Here is a 17,736-nt window from a genome sequence, read left to right on the forward strand (position 1 = left end):
TCCCGATTGGTGAATCCCGAAGGTAACGCGTGATCATGATTCGTCCCGACGTTGCACGACATGACCTCCGAAGGCGTTGCGCATCATCGCCAGGACGCGATTGCCGTAACCCTCCTCGTCCTGGCTGGCAAAGCGCATCTGCAGGGCCAGGGTCATCACCGGCGCGGCCACGCCCAGATCGATCGCCTCGATGGCCGTCCAGCGGCCCTCGCCGGAATCGGCGACGTGCGGCCGGATCGCCTCCAGCCCCTGACCTTCCTGCTTGAGCGCCTCGGCGGTGAGGTCCAGCAGCCAGCTCTGCACCACCGAGCCCTCGCGCCACAGCTCGGTAACCTGGGCGAGATCGAGATCGAACTCGGATTTCTTGCGCAGTACCGCCAGGCCTTCGGCCATCGCCTGCATCATCCCGTACTCGATCCCGTTATGGATCATCTTGGTGAAGTGACCGGCTCCCGCCGGGCCGACATGTCCCCAACCCGAATCGGGGGTGGGTGCGAGCACACGGATGGCGGGCTCGATGAGCGCGAAGCCCTCACGGGTGCCCCCGACCATCAGGCTGTAGCCGTTCTTCAGCCCCCAGACGCCACCGGAGGTGCCGCAATCGAGAAAGTGCACTCCGGCGGCCTCGACACGCTCGGCGTGCGCCATGGTCTCGCTGTAACGCGAGTTGCCTCCGTCGACCAGCACATCGCCGGGGCTCATCTGCGGCAACAACCGCTCGATCGCCTGACTGGTGACCCTGCCTGCCGGCAACATCAACCAGATCACGCGCGGGCCGTCGAGTTGCCGCAAGACGTCGCCTTCCTCGTAGGCCGGCACGACGTGCTCCTCCTCGGCCACCAGCTCGTCGATGGGCCCGCGGCTGCGATTGTGCGCCACCACCGTGATCCCGCCGCGCGAGAGGCGGCGCGCCATGTTCGCGCCCATGCGCCCAAGTCCGATAATCGCGAGTTTCATCGACACCGTCTCCCTTGTGTTGAATGGTTGAGTCCCGCCGGCTGACCGGTCCGCGGCGACACCGCTACGTCCGCCCGCCATCTTGCCAGCCGGTGCCCGGCGACGGGCAACCCAAACGCTAGCACTAAACGTCGAGCAAGGTTCGCGCCATTTACCGTCGACGCTGTCTGCACCAGACCACGGGCGCTCGGCAGGCACCCGCTACCGTATCCCCTCTTGTGCCGACCACATCTGGCGAGGCGAGGCGCCGGGGGCGACGGCACGCCGACTCTCACCGCAAATCCTAGCCAACGAACGTTCCAATTACATGACGACGCGGGAAGTGACCGTCCCAAACGCCGCCATGACGCGGATGCCACGGCAAACCGGCAAGGACGGACAGAAATCGCTATAATGCCCGCGATTTTGCCCGACGATCCCGACCCCCTTCCCACGGGCCAACCCCAGGGTCCCCCCGGTCGGACGGGCCACTCCGGCCGAGACTAACGGCGGCCCGGAGCCGCAACCATCAATCCGCGAGAACTCATACGCGATGACGATTAGCAAAGACAAGGACAAGGCCCTGCGCGCCCGAGTGCGCCTTTTCGGCAACCTGCTCGGTGAAGTGCTGCGCGAACAGGCCGGCGATTCGGTGTTCGACATCGTCGAGAGCCTGCGCCGCGGCTTCATCCGCCTGCGCAAGAGCTACGACCCCGAGCTCTACCGCGAGCTGATGGACGAGATCGAGGCGCTCGACGCCGACAGCCTCAACCTGGTCGTGCGCGCCTATGGCCTGTACTTCAACCTCGTCAACATCGCCGAGGAGGACTATTCCCACCAGCATCGCCGTCGACAGATCCGCCGTGGTCTGCGGCTGTGGCGCGGCTCGTTCTACGACACCATCCGTGGCTTCCAGCGCCAGGGCATGACGCCGGAACAGCTGCAGGGCCTGCTCGACCAGCTGGTCTACATGCCGGTGTTCACCGCCCACCCGACCGAAGCCAAGCGGCGCACGGTCATGGACCTGCAACGCCGCATCTTCCTTTTGTGCGGTGAACTCGACCGCCCGGAATCCACCGGCGTCGAACGCGAGCGACTGCTCGATGAAGTCAAATCGATCATCCTCGCCCTGCTGCGCACCAACGAGGTGCGCACGACGCGCCCCGAGGTGGCAGACGAGATCCGCCTGGGGATGTACTACTTCCGCACCTCGATCTTCACCGCCGTGCCCAAGGCCTACCGCTACCTCGAACGGGCGGTCAATCTCAATTACAACTCGCACCACCCGGAAAACCCGATCACGGTGCCGAGCCTGTTCAAGTTCGGCTCCTGGATCGGCGGTGATCGCGACGGCAACCCCTACGTCACCCACGACGTCACCGTCAAGGCGGTCTGTCTGGCATCCGAGACCATCCTCGAGGAATACCTGGACCGGCTGGAGACCCTCAAGCGCATCCTGACCCACTCCCTGCAGCTGGTGCCGGAGATCGACTGCGAGCAGTTGCAGCTCAAGGCCGATGCCGAGGCCCTGGGCATGCTGGAGGCCAACCAGCAGGATGGCGAGTTCTTCCCCGAAGAGCCCTACCGCCTCAAGCTGCGCGCCATCCGCCAGCGCCTGCGCTACAACCTCGCCTACATCCACAGCGAACTTGATGGCAAGCCGACCGCGCTCGACCCGCGCGCCTACCAGAGCAAGGATGCCTTCCTCGACGACCTCTACCGCCTGCGCGACTCGCTGATCGGCATCGGCGACCGCCTGCTGGCCGAGGGGGATCTCAAGGATCTGATTCGCCTCGCCGAGACCTTCGGCTGGCACCTGGTGCGGCTGGACATCCGACAGGAATCCACCGAGCACACCGAAACGGTTACCCAGGTGCTGGGACAGCTGGCCCCCGAGATCGACTACGCCAACCTGGCCGAGGACGATCGCACGCGCGTGCTGGGCGAGCTGATCGAGGCGGGCACGCATCGGGTCGACGACCTCGGTGAAGGCCTGAGCGAGAAATCCCGCGAGGTGATCAAGGTGCTCGAGATCAAGCGCCAGCTGATCGACCACATCAGCCGCGAGTGCTTCGGCACCTACGTGATCTCGATGACCCACTCGGCCAGCCACGTGATGGAGGTGATGTATCTCGCCTCGCTGACCGGGCTGGTGGGCAAGACCGAGAACGACGAGTGGTTCAGCGATATCCAGGTCTCGCCGCTGTTCGAGACCATCGAGGACCTCAAGCACATCGAACATGTGCTGGGCACGCTGTTCGACAACCCCACCTACCGTGGCCTGGTGCGCGCCTCCGGCGAACTGCAGGAAGTCATGCTGGGCTACTCCGACTCCTGCAAGGACGGCGGCTCGCTCGCCTCGGCCTGGAGCCTCTACAACGCCCAGAAGCGCGTCATCCGCCTGACCCGCAGCCACGGCGTTCGATGCCGACTGTTCCACGGGCGCGGCGGGACGGTCGCTCGCGGTGGCGGCCCGACCCACGAGTCGATCCTCTCGCTGCCGCAGGGCACCGTCGAGGGCCAGATCAAGTTCACCGAGCAGGGTGAAGTGCTCTCCTCGAAGTACAGCAACAACGAGACGGCGATCTACGAACTGACCATGGGCGCGACCGGCCTGATGAAGGCCTCGCAGCACCAGGTGGTCGACGAGGACCCCGTGCCGACGGAATACGAGCACGTGGTGGGGGATCTGGCGCGCTTCGGCGAGGAGGCCTATCGCGACCTCACCGACCACACGCCGTTCTTCTTTCACTACTTCCACGAGGCCACCCCGGTACGCGAACTGGGTCTGCTGAACATCGGTTCGCGCCCGGCCTCGCGCAAGAAGGGCGACCTCTCCAAGGCCTCGGTACGCGCCATTCCCTGGGTGTTCGGCTGGTCGCAATCGCGGCACACGCTGCCGGCGTGGTTCGGCATGGGTTCGGCGCTCAAGCGCTGGCGCGAGGAGAATCCGGGTCGGGAGGATCTGCTGCACGAGCTGTTCGAGCAGTGGCCGTTCTTCCACAGCATGCTGCGCAACACGCAGCTGTCGCTGACCAAGGGCGAGATGAACATCGCGCGCGAGTACGCGGGGCTGGTTTCCGACCAGGAACAGGCCCAGGCCGTCTACGAGAAGATACGTGCCGAATACGACTGCGCGGTCGAGCAGCTGCTGGAGGTGGCCCACGCCGACTCGCTGGTGGAGATCGACGAGTACATCGGCACCTCGATGATGCGGCGCAACCCCTACCTGGACGTGCTCAACCACATCCAGATCACCCTGCTCTCCCGCCACCGGGACGAGACCGTGCCCGAGGGCGAGCGCGAGAAATGGCTGCCGCCGCTGCTGCGCAGCATCAACGCCATTGCCGCCGGCATGCGCAATACCGGCTGAGCAGGGCGTCGATCCGGGCCTTGGGGCCTGGCCGGGAGAGAGGCCGTCATCCGACCCCCTCGGGCGGCGGTCTGTCGTTTATGGCGGAGTCGTGTCGTCTCGATTCAGACCAGCCGATCGCGACGTGACAGTCGTTCACGCAGGCGGGCAGCCACCCCGTCATCGAGCGCGCCCGCCGGCAGACGCCAGCACCAGTTGCCCTCCACCGTGCCGGGCATGTTGATGCGTGCCTCCGAACCCAGTCCGAGCAGATCGCCCACGGGCAATATCGCCAGATTCGCCCGGGAGGCCAGCGCCGACTCGATCAGGGCTTCCGGCATGGGCAATCCCGCATCGATGCCCTGCATCGACTCCAGCCAGCGTCTCACCCGGGCGTGATAGGCCTCGTCGAGCGAGCGCCACCAGCCGAGGGTGGTGTCGTTGTCGTGCGTGCCGGTGTAGACCACGCTCCGTGGCCGATGGTGCACCGGCAGGTGCGGGTTGTCCTCGTCGCCGTCGAAGGCGAACTGCAGCACGACCATCCCCGGCAGGTCGAACCGATCGCGCAGCGCGGTCACGTCCGGGGTGATGACACCCAGGTCTTCGGCCACCAGCGGCAGACCGCCATCGACGGACCCGACCGTGCCCAGTGCCTCGAGCAGGGCGTCCCCGGGCCCGGGGACCCATTCGCCCTCGGTGGCATCCGGTGCCTCGGCCGGGATCGCCCAGTAGCCGGCGATTCCGCGGAAATGATCGATGCGAACCCAGTCGTACAAGGCAAGGTGCCGGGCGAGGCGTTGCCGCCACCAGGCGTACCCGTCCGCCGCCATTTGCGCGAAGTCGAACAGCGGGTTGCCCCAGCGCTGCCCGGTCGCGGAGAAATAATCCGGTGGCACACCTGCCACGACGCTCGGCCGGCCATCGGCCTCGAGCTGGAACAGGCGCCGATTCGCCCAGACATCGGCCGAATCGCCGGCGACGAAGATCGGCAGGTCGCCGAACAGGCAAATCGAGCCCCTGAGGGCCTCTCCTCGCAACACCTGCCACTGGCGCTCGAGCAGAAACTGCTCGAAGGCGATCGCCTCGATCCGCTCGGTGTTCGCCTGTTCGAAGCTGTCCATCGCCTCGGGTTCCCGGTCCCTCAGTCCCCGGGGCCACTCCGTCCAGTGCCGGCTCCCCTGCGCCTCACGGATCGCGACGAAGCGAGCGTAATCCTCGAGCCAATGCGATTCGCGATGACGGAAGCGTTCGAACGCCGCGCGCAATTCCTTGCTCGCACCGGTACCGTGACGACGTTCGCCTACCGGTACCCCGGGGTCGAAGGCCGGATCGTCCGCCAGGTCTCGCTCGTCGAGATAGGCGGGCTCGAGCGCGAACGAGGAAAGGCACTGGTAGGGACTGTTGTCGGGATGGGTGGGGCCGAGCGGCAGGACCTGCCAGACGGTCAACCCGGCGCGTTGAAGAAACCCCAGCACCTCGCGCGCCTCACCACCGAAACCGGGTGTGGTCAGGCTGCCGATCGGCAGCAACAATCCTGCGCGACGGCGGGTGGCCGGTGGTTCGAAGACCGACGGCGGGCCAACTTCTGCATCAGCGTCCGGGGTCACGCCTGCCCCCGCCGCATCGTTCCGCCGCCGGTCACCTGCCCCGGCGTGTCGGTCGGCACGCTGATCGGCTCGTCCAGCTTGGCCGGCACGGGCACCTCGATCAGCTCGTAGAGACGCGCAAGCTGCAGTCTGAACAGGCGATCGAAGTCCCGCGTGGCGTCGGCCGGATTGTCGTCACCGAACCACCAGAACCAGTCGGAGCCTTCGCAGACGGCCAGTTGCTGGGCGTTGCGCGCCTCCGTTTCCCGGTCCCAGCCGCCGCGGGACTCGGCCTCGATGTAGGCGCGCCGGGCCTCGACCAGCCGGTCCCACGCCCGGTTCTTGGCCGCTTCGCCAATCCAGGTGGCGAGGTTGCCGTATACCCAGCTGCCGGCGACCAGTGATTGCAGCACCACCGCCGGCGGCTGGCGCTCGAGCACCGCCGAGAACGTGGTCATCTCGATGCGCGGGTGCGCCGACAGGCGCTTGTACAACCCGTCGAGCAGCCAGAACCCGTTGTCGGGGTAGTGCTCCCAGGCGTTCTCGCCATCGAGGATGATCGGCACGACCGGGTACTCGACGCCGAGATGGTCACAGGTATCGGCGATCGATACCAGGTGGTGGGTCAGATCCTCGACCGCGTCGTCGGAATGCCAGTTCTGATAATCGAAGCCGATCCGATCGGACAAGCCGTCGTCGCGGAAGAACAGGCATAACGACGACTCCGGCCGGGTGAACACCTGGTGTTCGCAGTGCAGCGACTGGTGGGCGCGATTGAGGCTGTTGCGCAAGACCTGCTGACCGCTGGCCGCCCAGGCGAACCCGGCATCGTCAAGCAGGCGGGCGATGTCCGCGGAGATCGCCCCCTCCGATGGCCAGCAGCCGCGTGCCTCGCAGCCGAGCAGTCGATGAAATACCTCCCGGCCGTGTTCGATATGCCAGCGGGTGCGCTCCTCACCGTCGGGGTAGCTTTCCGAACGGGTGGTCGGGGCATCGGGTTCGGTCTCGTGGCCGGCCCGAAGATCGTGCAGCAGCGGCATGATCGGATGGGCGTAGGGCGTCATCGACAGCTCGATCTGACCGCGATCGGCCAGACGGCGATAGCGCTCGAACAGCCCCCGGATCGTCTCGCCGATCACCCCGAGCAGGGCATCACGCTGTGTGGCGTCGAACCCCTGTTCCTGATCGAGCAATCCCTGGATCACCGGATTCGCCTGGCGGAGGGTTTCCCCACACCAGGCCAGGTGATACCAGGTCGACAGGTCGGCCAGGAAGGCGTCGCTGGCGTAGCCGGCCGGATCGGCCGTCTGCAGCAACGCCTCGGCGGCCTCGACCAGGCGGGACAAGGGTGCGAAGCGCTCGATCATGCGATCACGGTTGGCCCGCAAAAGGCTGCGCAATACCTCGAGGCGCGGCTCGCCCCGCAACGATTCGGGAGCTACCAGGCTCGCCAGCACGGGATCGCGCAGGTCATCGACGCCGCCGCGGCGGTACGTCTCGATGCGCTCGGCGTAATCATCGAGCTGTTCGAGCAGGATGGGCACGAAATTGACCACCACACGCGCCTCCGGCCAGCGCTCGAGGTGGGCGGCCATGTCGGCGTAGTCCTTGATCGCGTGCAGGTAGGTCCAGGGCTGCTGGTAGACCCCGTCGCGCGGATCGCGGTATTCCGGCTGGTGCATGTGCCAGAGGAACACCACTGAAACCGAAGGCGCGGACACGCCGGTCGATGGGCGTTTGCTTGTCATGCCGAAGAAACCCGTGGGGGTGCCGCGGGCACCCGGTTTGTCGTGAAGGATGCCGGCGCCCGGCGGGCGTCAGCGCACCATGTGCAAATTCTGTCCCAGCATCTGCGGGGTCACCAGCACCACCCCGCCGGGGCTGACCTCGAACCGCTCTCGGTCGGCCTCGAGGTCGATTCCGATCTTCATGCCCGGCGGGATGATGCAGCCCTTGTCGATCACGGCCCGGCGCACCTGGGCGCCCTCGCCCACCTGCACGTTCGGCAGGATGACCGAGTCTTCCACGTAGGCCTGATCACGCACCATGACGTTCGAGAACAAGAGCGAATGGCGCACCACGGCGCCGGAAATGATGCAACCGCCGCTGACCATCGAGTCGATCGCCATGCCGCGCCGGCCGTCCTCGTCGAAGACGAACTTCGCCGGCGGCAACTGCTCCTGGTAGGTCCAGATGGGCCATTCCGTGTCGTAGAGATTCAGGTCCGGCTGCACGCCGATCAGCTCGAGGTTGGCCGACCAGTAGGCGTCGATGGTCCCCACGTCACGCCAGTAGGACTGCGCGTCCGAGCCGGGCTCCCGGAAGGGATAGGCGTAGACGTGATGCTCCTCGATCAGCCGCGGGATGACGTTCTTGCCGAAGTCGTGCTCGGAATCCGGGTCGTCGGCGTCCTGGATCAGCTGCTCGAACAGGAATGCCGTCCGAAACACGTAGATACCCATCGAGGCGAGCGACTGGTCCGGCGAGCTGGGTATCGTCGGCGGGTGCTCGGGTTTCTCCACGAACGACTCGATGCGCCCACCCTCCCTTATGCCCATGACGCCGAAGGCCTTCGCCTCGTCGACGGACACCTGGATGCAGCCGATCGTCAGGTCGGCCCCCTTCTCGACGTGATAAGCGATCATCGGGCCGTAGTCCATCTTGTAGACGTGGTCCCCGGCCAGTATCAGCGTGTACTCCGCCGCGTGAGCGCGGAGGATGTCGATGTTCTGGTAGACGGCATCGGCCGTGCCGCTGTACCAGGACTGGTCGTTCATCCGCTGTTGGGCCGGCAGCAGTTCCACGAACTCGCCACGAGCGACATGGTTGCCGCCCCAGCCGAGCTGCACGTGCTTGATCAGCGAGTGAGCCTTGTACTGGGTGAGCACGCCCATGCGGCGAATGCCCGAATTGACGCAGTTCGACAGGGGGAAGTCGATGATGCGGAACTTGCCGCCGAAAGGCACCGCAGGCTTGGCACGCCAGTCGGTCAGCTGGCGCAGGCGCGAGCCGCGCCCACCGGCCAGTACCAGCGCCAACGTGTCTCTGGTGATTCGACTGACCAGTCGCTTGGGGCTGTCGACAATCATCCCGAATTTCCTCTCGCGGTCCGTGTGGTCGAGATCGGCGGCAAGCCGTCACTCAAGAGACTAGCGCATCCGTGTTTCCGTTGGATAACAATTTTCGTGGGCATGTCAACTTCTCCCCGGGCCGGTGAATGGAAGCCGGACAGCGAACCCGAATGCTCCTGGGATGTTTCGGTTCAGACACTCCCGGTGGAGCCTCTGCTCGAACCGTGATAGTGCTCTGCGAGCCTTGAGCCGGGGGCAAATTCAAGGCGACCGTCCGCCGGGGAAGGGTGGTCCCATTTTCGAGGAGGCAACGCGGCAGATGCCGGCCTCACGGCGCGCCGTCCAACGCTTGCCGAGCCGCCCGCCCACGGCGTTACGGTGCCTTGACGTGACCACCGGCACGCCTGCGATACCGCGCCTGGATGGCGAATGACCCGGCAAGCCAGAGCGGCATTGCCAGTCGCGCTGAGATTCCTCAATGGATCCCGGATGGCATTGGTGGCCACCCGGATCGAAACTCAAGGAAACACCTGACCGGACTCGCCGCAACCGGACGCCTATGCCATAGTCGGTGTCCGAGGACGGGCATCGCCCGCCAGCTCATATCCGCGTCACTCATCGGAACCGAACCCGCATGGAAAACGACCTCCAAGCCCTCGTCGACACGCGCCACCACGATCCGCACCGGGTACTGGGCGTCCACGCCGTCGATGACGAAAACGTCCGCTTGCGCACCTATCAGCCGCAGGCCGAGGCCGTCGAAACGGTCGACCGCGACGGCGAATGGTTGGCACTCAGCCGCCATGAGGATTGCCCGGGATTGTTCGAGGCCACCCTGCCCCGGTCCTGGATGCCGAAACATCCCCGTTACACCATTACCCTGACCGGCGGGCATCGCTACGAGATCGTCGACCCCTACAGCTTCCTGCCGACCGTGGGCGAGCTCGACCTGCACCTGTTCGCCGAGGGACGCCACCTGCAGCTCTGGCAGATGCTGGGCGCCCAGGTGCTGTCGGTCGACGAGGTGGTCGGCACCCGGTTTTCCGTCTGGGCCCCCAACGCCGAGCGCGTCAGCCTGGTCGGCACGTTCAACGACTGGGACGGCCGCCGCCACCCCATGCGCGTCCTCGGCGACAGCGGCGTCTGGGAGCTGTTCGTCCCGGGCATGACCGTTGGCGACCTGTACAAGTTCGAGATCACCAGCCGCATCACCGGCGAGACCCGGCTGCGTACCGATCCGGTCGGACGCGCTTTCGAGTTGCGCCCCGACACCGCCGCGATCGTCCCGGAGTTCCAGCCCTACGAATGGCAGGACGAGGACTGGATCACGCGCCGCGAGCAATGGCAGTGGGACCAGGCCGCCATCACCATCTACGAGGTGCACCTGGGCTCCTGGCGGCTGCCCGACGGCCGGTTCCCGACCTACGACGAACTGGCCGACCAGCTGATCCCCTACGTCCAGGAACGCGGCTTCACGCACATCGAACTGCTGCCGGTCACCGAACACCCCTTCGACGGCTCCTGGGGCTACCAGACGACCGGCTATTTCGCCCCCACCAGCCGCTTCGGCAACCCCACGGCCTTCCGCCGGTTCGTCGACCGGGCGCACGCCGCCGGCATCGGCGTGATCCTCGACTGGGTGCCGGCCCACTTCCCGCGCGATGAATTCGCCCTGGCGCGTTTCGACGGCAGCGCGCTCTACGAGCACGATGACCCCCGGCGCGGCGAGCATCGCGACTGGGGCACCCTGATCTTCAACTACGGCCGGCGCGAGGTGCAGAACTTCCTGATCGCCTCGGCCCAGTACTGGATCGAGCAACTGCACCTCGACGGGCTGCGGGTCGACGCGGTCGCCTCGATGCTCTACCTGGACTACTCGCGGCAGGCCGACGACTGGCTGCCCAACCGTCATGGCGGCCGCGAGAACCTCGAGGCGATCGAGTTCCTGCAACGCCTCAACCACACCATCCTGTCGCGCAACCCCGGCACCCTGATGATGGCGGAGGAATCCACCGCCTGGCCGATGGTCTCCCGGCCACCGGAACACGGCGGGCTGGGATTTTCCATGAAGTGGAACATGGGCTGGATGAACGATTCGCTCGCCTACTTCGCCGAGGATCCGCTCCACCGGCAGCACCACCACAACCTGCTGACCTTCGGCCTGCTCTACGCCTTCTCGGAGAACTTCATCCTGCCGCTCTCCCACGACGAGGTGGTACACGGCAAGCGAGCGCTGCCTAACAAGATGCCGGGCGACGAGTGGCAGCGCTTTGCCAATCTGCGCCTGCTGCTCGCCTGGCAATACACCTTCCCCGGCAAGAAGCTCCTGTTCATGGGCACCGAATTCGGCCAGGGCAACGAGTGGTCGCACGCCCGTGAGCTCGACTGGTGGATGCTCGACTACCCGCTGCACCAGGGCATCCAGACCCTGGTCGATCAGCTCAACTTCCGCTACCGGAACGAGCCGGCACTGCACGAGCGCGACTTCGACCCCGGCGGCTTTGCCTGGATCGACTGCAACGACCGCAACCAGTCGGTGATCAGCTTCCGGCGCAACGGGCATTTCGAAACCGTGGTGGCGGTCTTCAACTTCACCCCGGTCCCACGGCCCGGCTACCGTATCGGGGTGCCCGAGCCTGGGCGCTACCAGGTGCTTCTCAACACCGACAGTGAAGGCTTCGGTGGCTCGGGCCACAACCCCTCGCCGAGCACCGGCGAGGCCACGCCCTGGCACGATCAGCCGGCAAGCCTGACGCTCGACCTGCCCGGCCTGTCCGCCGTGGTGCTCAAGGGGACCCGTGCGTGAGTCTGGCCTGCCCGGCGGGTGAACCAGTCGCATGGCGCTGTGGCCAACCACGCCGCTCCGATAACATGCGATACTTGGTGCAATCGGGCACGCAGGTCGCACGACCCGGCGAGGCCTGAACCCGGCATGAACCGGGCCGGCCGCCCCAACCGATATCGAGGAGATACCGACGTGTCGCTGTCTGTGCTGTTTGCGACGAGTGAAGCCTATCCCCTGATCAAGACCGGGGGTCTTGCCGACGTCTCCGGCGCGCTCCCCGCCGCGCTCACCGAGTTGGGGGTCGACGTGCGCCTCGTGCTGCCGCGTTACGGCGACCTCGCCCTGCGCGATGACCAGACCACCGAACACGTCGCCCGGCTCGACGTGCTCGGCCAGCCGGTCGACATCCTGCACACGGTCATTCCCGACAGCGGCGTGCGCGTCTACCTGGTCGACCACCCGACTTTCTCGGCACGCCAGGGCAATCCCTACATGGGGCCCGACGGCAATTCCTGGCACGACAACCCCGACCGGTTCGCGCTGTTCGCGCGGGCGGCCGTCGCGGTGGCCACCGGCGACGTGGAACCCGGCTGGCGCCCTGACGTCGTGCACGCCAACGACTGGCAGACCGGCCTGATCCCCGCCCTGCTTCACGAGGCGGAAAAACCGCATACCGTCTTCACCCTTCACAACCTCGCCTACCAGGGCGTGTTCGACCGCTCCACCTTCGAACGCCTCGGTCTGCCCTGGAGCCTGTGGCGCCCGGACGGACTGGAATTCTGGGGCAACATGTCGTTCATCAAGGGCGGCATCGTGTTCGCCGACCGCATCACCACGGTCAGCCCCAACTACGCCCGCGAGATCCAGACGCCCGAGTTCGGCTACGGGCTCGATGGACTCCTGCGCCATCGCCGCGATGTCCTTGTGGGCATACTCAACGGTATCGGTTCCGACTGGAACCCGGAGACCGACCCGGCCCTGGTCGCGCCCTATTCGCGCGAGACACTCGAGGGCAAGGCGACCAACAAGGCGGCCCTTCAGAAGGAGCTCGGCCTGCCGATACGGGATGACGTGCCGCTGATCGTGCACGTCGGCCGGCTGGTCGAGCAGAAGGGTATCGACCTGGTCATCCAGGCCCTGTCGATGCTCGGCCAACGGGACGTGCAGTTCGCCTGTCTGGGCAGCGGCGAGCGCCGCTTCGAGCAGGCGTTGCGGGCACGCGCCGAGGCCGACCCCGAGCGAATCGCCGTGCGCATCGGCTACGACGAGGGGCTGGCCCATCGACTGGAGGGAGGGGGCGATGCGTTCATCATGCCGAGTCGTTTCGAGCCCTGCGGGCTCAACCAGCTCTACAGCCTGCGTTACGGCACCGTACCGATCGTGCACAGCGTCGGCGGTCTGGCCGACACCGTCACCCCGGTCACCCCGGCCACCCTGCGCGACGGCAGCGCGACGGGCATCGTGATGAACCACGTCGACGTCACCTCGATCCTCTGGGCGATCGACGAATTCACCGCCCTGTTCAACCGTGCCGACGATCTCCGGCAGGTGCGCCTGGAGGCAATGGGCCAGCAGTACGACTGGGGCGCGAGTGCCCGTTCCTACCTCGATCTCTACCAGTCGATTTCGAACGCTGACCGACAATGATGAACCGATTCCAGACCAGCCCGGCGCAGGTTCGCGACGAACTGGCCCGCCTGATGGGGGCCGCGTTGCAAGAGGGCGTCAAGCGACTGTTTGTCCAGGCCGAGCGACAGTTGTTCGACCTTGCCTCGTCGGCAACCGACAGCGATGGTCGGTCCGAGGCCTTCGAGGCGATCGCCCTGTGTCGCAGCGGACAGGAGGAATTCTTCCGGTCGCTCATGGCGGAACTGCAGGCCCCCGGGTCCGACTGGCAGCCCGCCGAGTGGCACGAACTGATCGGGGATCGCGCCCGCGCGATGCGCTTCGAGGACGACCTGGCCGAAGCCAGCCAGCGCTGCGGCATCGAACACGCCCAGTTCGAGGCGCGGGTCGGGCAACTTCACGAGGACGACCCGGAGAATGTGCCCGCCGGACTGTTCACGCTCGAGTCGATCAGCCGCGTCTTTCTCGCCCGAACCCTCGACCTGCCGGACAGCGTGCGCCACCGCCTGATCGCCCACTGGGCCGAACAGGTGTTGTTCCGCCTCTCGCCGATCTACTCGGTGCTCAACGACTACCTGATCCAGGTCGGGGTCCTGCCCGGGATCAAGCGCCTACGAGACCCCCTTGCCGACGCCGCCCCGCTGACCGAGGCGACCATACCCCAACCGAGTATCCCCGACGTGCCACGGCACGCCGGTCCGGTGCCCGAGGTGCTGGCCGAGCGCCTGATTCCCCTGGTGCGAGCCACCATCGCCGGCGACGACCAGTACCTTTTCCGTTTCGAACGCGACCAGGACTGGCGAGCCGAGGACTTCGCCGGCTTCATCATGGAACAGCTCGAACCCACCCTGCCGGCGGCCAACTGGCCCACGCGCAGCCGCGAGATCATCCGCCTGGTCGGCATGACCCTGAGCGACGTGCTCAACGACCGCCTCATCGATCCGCGCCATCGCCGACAGATCGCCACGCTGCAGCTCGCGGTACTGTTGCTTGCCGCGCGTGACAGGCACTTCCTTTCGGACGCCGACCATCCGATGCGGCGCATCCTCAACCTGCTCGCGCTGATCGGTTCCGACCCCGACTTGAAACCCGACGTCGAGTCCTCCGCCACCCTGCTCGGCCCGATCCAGCAGGCCACGATCGACGATCCCGCCGGCCTCACCCCCCTGTCCGACCGTCTGCGCGACATCTCACGCGGCCAGACGACCGACGCTCCGGTGCCTGTAGTCACTCCCGCCCAGGAACGTCTCGCACAGATCGAGGAGCGGTGCCGACTTCGAGTAGGAAAGATCCTTGCCGGCCACGCCAACGACATGCCGTTGCGCGAGCCCACCCGCGCGCTGCTCGACCAGGTATTCCAGCCCTTCATGGTCCGCACCATGATCAACCAGGGGCGCCAGAGTGCGCCCTGGGCCGGCATCATCGATCTGCTGCAGGACGCGCTGACCCTGCAGATCGACCCCTCGATCGATCCGGATGACGTGAAGGTCTTCTGCCGCAAGGCAGCCGACATTTTCGGCGAGCGGGACAGCGCTGCATTGCTTGCCGGCGAACAGCTGGCCCTCGACGCGTTTGTCGACTACCTGGTGCTCCAGAGCCGCGAGAACCCGAGCTTTACCGAGCCGACACCCGAACCGCCGAGGCACGCCGAGCCGGGGCCCGTCGAGCATGCGGCCACGGACGTCGCGCCCGTCCCGCCCGAATCCGCCCGGTCCGAGGCGATGCCGGAGGATTCGGCCACCGATGTCCCGTCAGGCGAGACCGGGCGGGAGTCGGCCACGAGTTCCTCCGAATCACCCGGCCTGCGCGATTCCGCCCCACCGCCCGCCAATGGCGACCCCGAGGCCACCTTGCGTGAACCGGAAGAGAGCGACATTCCAACCGACGGCCTGCTGCTCGCCTCACTCGAGGGCATCCGGACGTTCTTCGAACAGCAGAGCCGCAGCGAGGAATGGTTCGAGGTCCACACCGGTCCCGGCCGGGCGTTGCGTCGCCTGAAGATTCGCGACCTCGACCCGGAAAACGGGGTGGTCAACTTCGCCAATCGCACGGGCCAGACAAAACTCAGCCTGCCGGTCGGCCAGGTGCTCGAGGATCTGTTCGGCGGCCGCACCCGGCTCGTGTTCGGAAATCCGCAGTTCAACCGCGCGCTCGCCGATCTGCGCGCTCAGCTGGAGAGGCACCGCGATGACCGCTGATCGCGCGACCCTCCCCACCCGGGGCGATCCGTACCGCGATCGCCGTGATTTCATGCGGCTCGACAAGACCGGTACGGGGCTGCTGCGTCGGTCCGGCGAGTCCCGCCCCATAGCCAGCGGGCGGATCGCCGATATCAGCGCCAACGGGCTCAACCTGCGCTGCGATGCCGAATGGGTCGACCGCGTGCCTCCCGGCAGTGCCGTCGAGGTTGTAGCACGGCTCGAGGAGAGTGCCGAACCCTTCTACCTGGTCGGTGAGGTGATCTGGTGCCGGCGCCTCGACAGTGGCGAATGCCAGATCGGCATCGAACTGCCGCTTCCGGGCGAGCAACCCGAGCTGCCACGGAACGACAACCGCGACTGGCGCGCCCTGTTCCTCGCCTGACTCGCCGCTGCGGGCGAGTTCGTCTCACTCGAACCAGTGTCCCGGAGACACGTCCCGGAACCTGCCGGGGTTACACCGGCCTGTTGTACAATTCCCGCCCTCGACGCGAGCCGCCGCACGCGCCCGCCCCGGCGCCTGAGGGGCCCGTGATCGCCACCCGACACACACCGAAACGCCCGACCGACCTATGCGCATCATTACCGGTAACGCCGCCCGATCCCCGTTTCGACTCGCCAAGCTCAAGGAGCGACTCGCCGCCATCCATCCCGGGATCGAGGCCGTGCACGCGCGTTTCGTCCACCTGGTCGACATCGACGATGACGGACGGGTCGACGAGGCCCGGCTCGAGGAACTGCTCGACTACGGCGAGCCGGCCGAGGACTGGTCGTCGGTATGGCCGCGCATCGTGGTGGCCCCGCGGGCCGGCACCATCTCGCCGTGGTCCTCCAAGGCCACCGACATCGCCCGCATCTGCGGGCTGTCCGGCGTGGCGCGCCTCGAGCGCGGCGTCGAGTTCGCCGTCTCCGGGCCAACGATCAATGCCGACGACTTCGACTGGCGCCCGGCGCTGCTCGAGGTCTTGCACGATCGCATGACCGAGGCGGTCTACCAGGACAGCCGCTCGCTGGAAGCCCTGTTCACCCACGCCGAGCCCACGCCGCTCTCGCGCATCACGCTCGGCGATGACGCCGAAGGCGCGATCGCGGCGGCCAACCTGAGTATGGGCCTGGCACTGAGCGACGACGAGGTCGAATACCTCGCACGTGCTTACCGGGAGCTCGATCGCGACCCGACCGACGTCGAGTTGATGATGTTCGCCCAGGCGAACTCGGAGCACTGCCGCCACAAGATCTTCAACGCCGACTGGACCATCGACGGCGAAGAGCGCGACCTGTCGCTGTTCGCCATGATCCGCAACACCCACCGGCGCCACCCCGAGGGCACGCTGTCGGCCTACAAGGACAACGCCGCGGTCCTGCAGGGCCAGGATGGCACCCGCTTTGCCGTCAATCCGGCCACCGGCCGCTACGAGACGGTCGACGAGCGCATCGACTTCCTGGCCAAGGTCGAGACCCACAACCACCCCACCGCCATCTCCCCGGACCCGGGCGCGGCCACCGGTGCCGGTGGCGAGATCCGCGACGAGGGCGCGACCGGCCGCGGCGGCAAGCCCAAGGCCGGGCTGACCGGCTTTTCGGTCTCCAACCTGCGCATCCCGGCGCTGCCGCAGCCCTGGGAGGCGGCCACCGCCGACGTCGGCCGCCCGGAGCGCATCGTCAGCCCGCTGGAGATCATGCTCGATGGACCGATCGGTGCCGCGGCCTTCAACAACGAGTTCGGCCGCCCGGCCCTCGGCGGCTATTTCCGCACGCTGGAAATGAACACCGGCGAGGACGAGGCCAGCCACGAACGCAAGGCCTGGGGCTACCACAAGCCGATCATGATCGCCGGCGGCGTCGGCGTGATCCGCCCCAACCTGATCGAGAAGGAACCGATCGCCCCGGGGCACCTCCTGATCGTGCTAGGCGGCCCGGCCATGCAGATCGGCCTGGGCGGTGGCGCGGCCTCCTCGCAGGATTCCGGCGCCGGCCACGCCGAGCTGGATTTCGCCTCGGTCCAGCGCGCCAACCCCGAGATGGAGCGACGCGTCCAGGAGGTGATCGACCGCTGCATCTCGCTCGGCGACAGCAACCCGATCGTCTCGATCCACGACGTCGGCGCCGGCGGGCTCTCCAACGCCCTGCCCGAGCTGATCAACGACGCCGGCATGGGCGGGACCTTCGACCTGCGCAAGAT

10 protein-coding genes are annotated in these 17,736 nt (G+C 66.8%); 6 read left to right on the forward strand and 4 right to left on the reverse strand.

The annotated features are described in order from the left end of the window. Positions 1 to 33: 33 nt before the first annotated feature. Positions 34 to 1,038, reverse strand: coding sequence for a phosphogluconate dehydrogenase (NAD(+)-dependent, decarboxylating) (gene gnd / locus ACLFRM_RS01700; protein ID WP_410753898.1), 1,005 nt, complete (start codon positions 1,036 to 1,038; stop codon positions 34 to 36). A gap of 451 nt (positions 1,039 to 1,489) precedes the next feature. On the opposite strand from gnd, the gene ppc reads away from it, so the two are divergent. After that, a complete protein-coding gene (gene ppc / locus ACLFRM_RS01705) occupies positions 1,490 to 4,309 on the forward strand; it encodes a phosphoenolpyruvate carboxylase (protein WP_410753899.1) in 2,820 nt (939 codons plus the stop codon). Between the two features lie 104 nt (positions 4,310 to 4,413). Here ppc and malQ read toward each other — a convergent pair whose 3' ends face one another. From malQ to glgC, 3 genes are all read right to left on the reverse strand, one after another. Further along, positions 4,414 to 5,820, reverse strand: coding sequence for a 4-alpha-glucanotransferase (gene malQ / locus ACLFRM_RS01710; protein WP_410753900.1), 1,407 nt, complete (start codon positions 5,818 to 5,820; stop codon positions 4,414 to 4,416). Positions 5,821 to 5,891: 71 nt separating this feature from the next. Beyond that, positions 5,892 to 7,622: a glycoside hydrolase gene (locus ACLFRM_RS01715; protein WP_410753901.1), complete on the reverse strand. Its 1,731-nt coding sequence runs from the start codon at positions 7,620 to 7,622 to the stop codon at positions 5,892 to 5,894. Positions 7,623 to 7,691: 69 nt separating this feature from the next. Beyond that, complete coding sequence (glgC, locus tag ACLFRM_RS01720; protein ID WP_410753902.1) at positions 7,692 to 8,963, reverse strand: glucose-1-phosphate adenylyltransferase; 1,272 nt, start codon at positions 8,961 to 8,963, stop codon at positions 7,692 to 7,694. Between the two features lie 616 nt (positions 8,964 to 9,579). On the opposite strand from glgC, the gene glgB reads away from it, so the two are divergent. The 5 genes from glgB to ACLFRM_RS01745 form a co-directional block, all read left to right on the forward strand. Further along, positions 9,580 to 11,751 carry a 1,4-alpha-glucan branching protein GlgB gene (glgB, locus tag ACLFRM_RS01725; RefSeq protein WP_410753903.1) on the forward strand — a complete coding sequence of 724 codons (2,172 nt, stop codon included), beginning with the start codon at positions 9,580 to 9,582 and terminating at the stop codon, positions 11,749 to 11,751. Positions 11,752 to 11,928: 177 nt separating this feature from the next. Beyond that, on the forward strand, positions 11,929 to 13,377 hold the full coding sequence (gene glgA, locus ACLFRM_RS01730; protein ID WP_410753910.1) for a glycogen synthase GlgA: 1,449 nt from the start codon (positions 11,929 to 11,931) through the stop codon (positions 13,375 to 13,377). Beyond that, positions 13,374 to 15,554, forward strand: a complete 2,181-nt coding sequence (locus ACLFRM_RS01735) for a DUF1631 family protein (protein WP_410753904.1) — start codon at positions 13,374 to 13,376, stop codon at positions 15,552 to 15,554. The genes glgA and ACLFRM_RS01735 overlap by 4 nt, the downstream gene beginning before the upstream one ends. Beyond that, on the forward strand, positions 15,544 to 15,939 hold the full coding sequence (locus ACLFRM_RS01740) for a PilZ domain-containing protein (protein WP_410753906.1): 396 nt from the start codon (positions 15,544 to 15,546) through the stop codon (positions 15,937 to 15,939). The genes ACLFRM_RS01735 and ACLFRM_RS01740 overlap by 11 nt, the downstream gene beginning before the upstream one ends. A gap of 187 nt (positions 15,940 to 16,126) precedes the next feature. After that, positions 16,127 to 17,736: AIR synthase-related protein (locus ACLFRM_RS01745; protein ID WP_410753907.1), on the forward strand; the 1,610-nt coding region annotated here is incomplete at its 3' end.

It is taken from the genome of Guyparkeria sp., from assembly GCF_046540515.1.
Classification (GTDB): Bacteria; Pseudomonadota; Gammaproteobacteria; order Halothiobacillales; family Halothiobacillaceae; genus Guyparkeria.

Coding starts and splice junctions, on each gene's coding strand:
- gnd (WP_410753898.1), bottom strand. CDS start 1,038: ATGGCGGGCGGACGTAGCGGTGTCGCCGCGGACCGGTCAGCCGGCGGG.
- ppc (WP_410753899.1), top strand. CDS start 1,490: ATGACGATTAGCAAAGACAAGGACAAGGCCCTGCGCGCCCGAGTGCGC.
- ACLFRM_RS01715 (WP_410753901.1), bottom strand. CDS start 7,622: ATGACAAGCAAACGCCCATCGACCGGCGTGTCCGCGCCTTCGGTTTCA.
- glgC (WP_410753902.1), bottom strand. CDS start 8,963: ATGATTGTCGACAGCCCCAAGCGACTGGTCAGTCGAATCACCAGAGAC.
- glgB (WP_410753903.1), top strand. CDS start 9,580: ATGGAAAACGACCTCCAAGCCCTCGTCGACACGCGCCACCACGATCCG.
- ACLFRM_RS01735 (WP_410753904.1), top strand. CDS start 13,374: ATGATGAACCGATTCCAGACCAGCCCGGCGCAGGTTCGCGACGAACTG.
- ACLFRM_RS01740 (WP_410753906.1), top strand. CDS start 15,544: ATGACCGCTGATCGCGCGACCCTCCCCACCCGGGGCGATCCGTACCGC.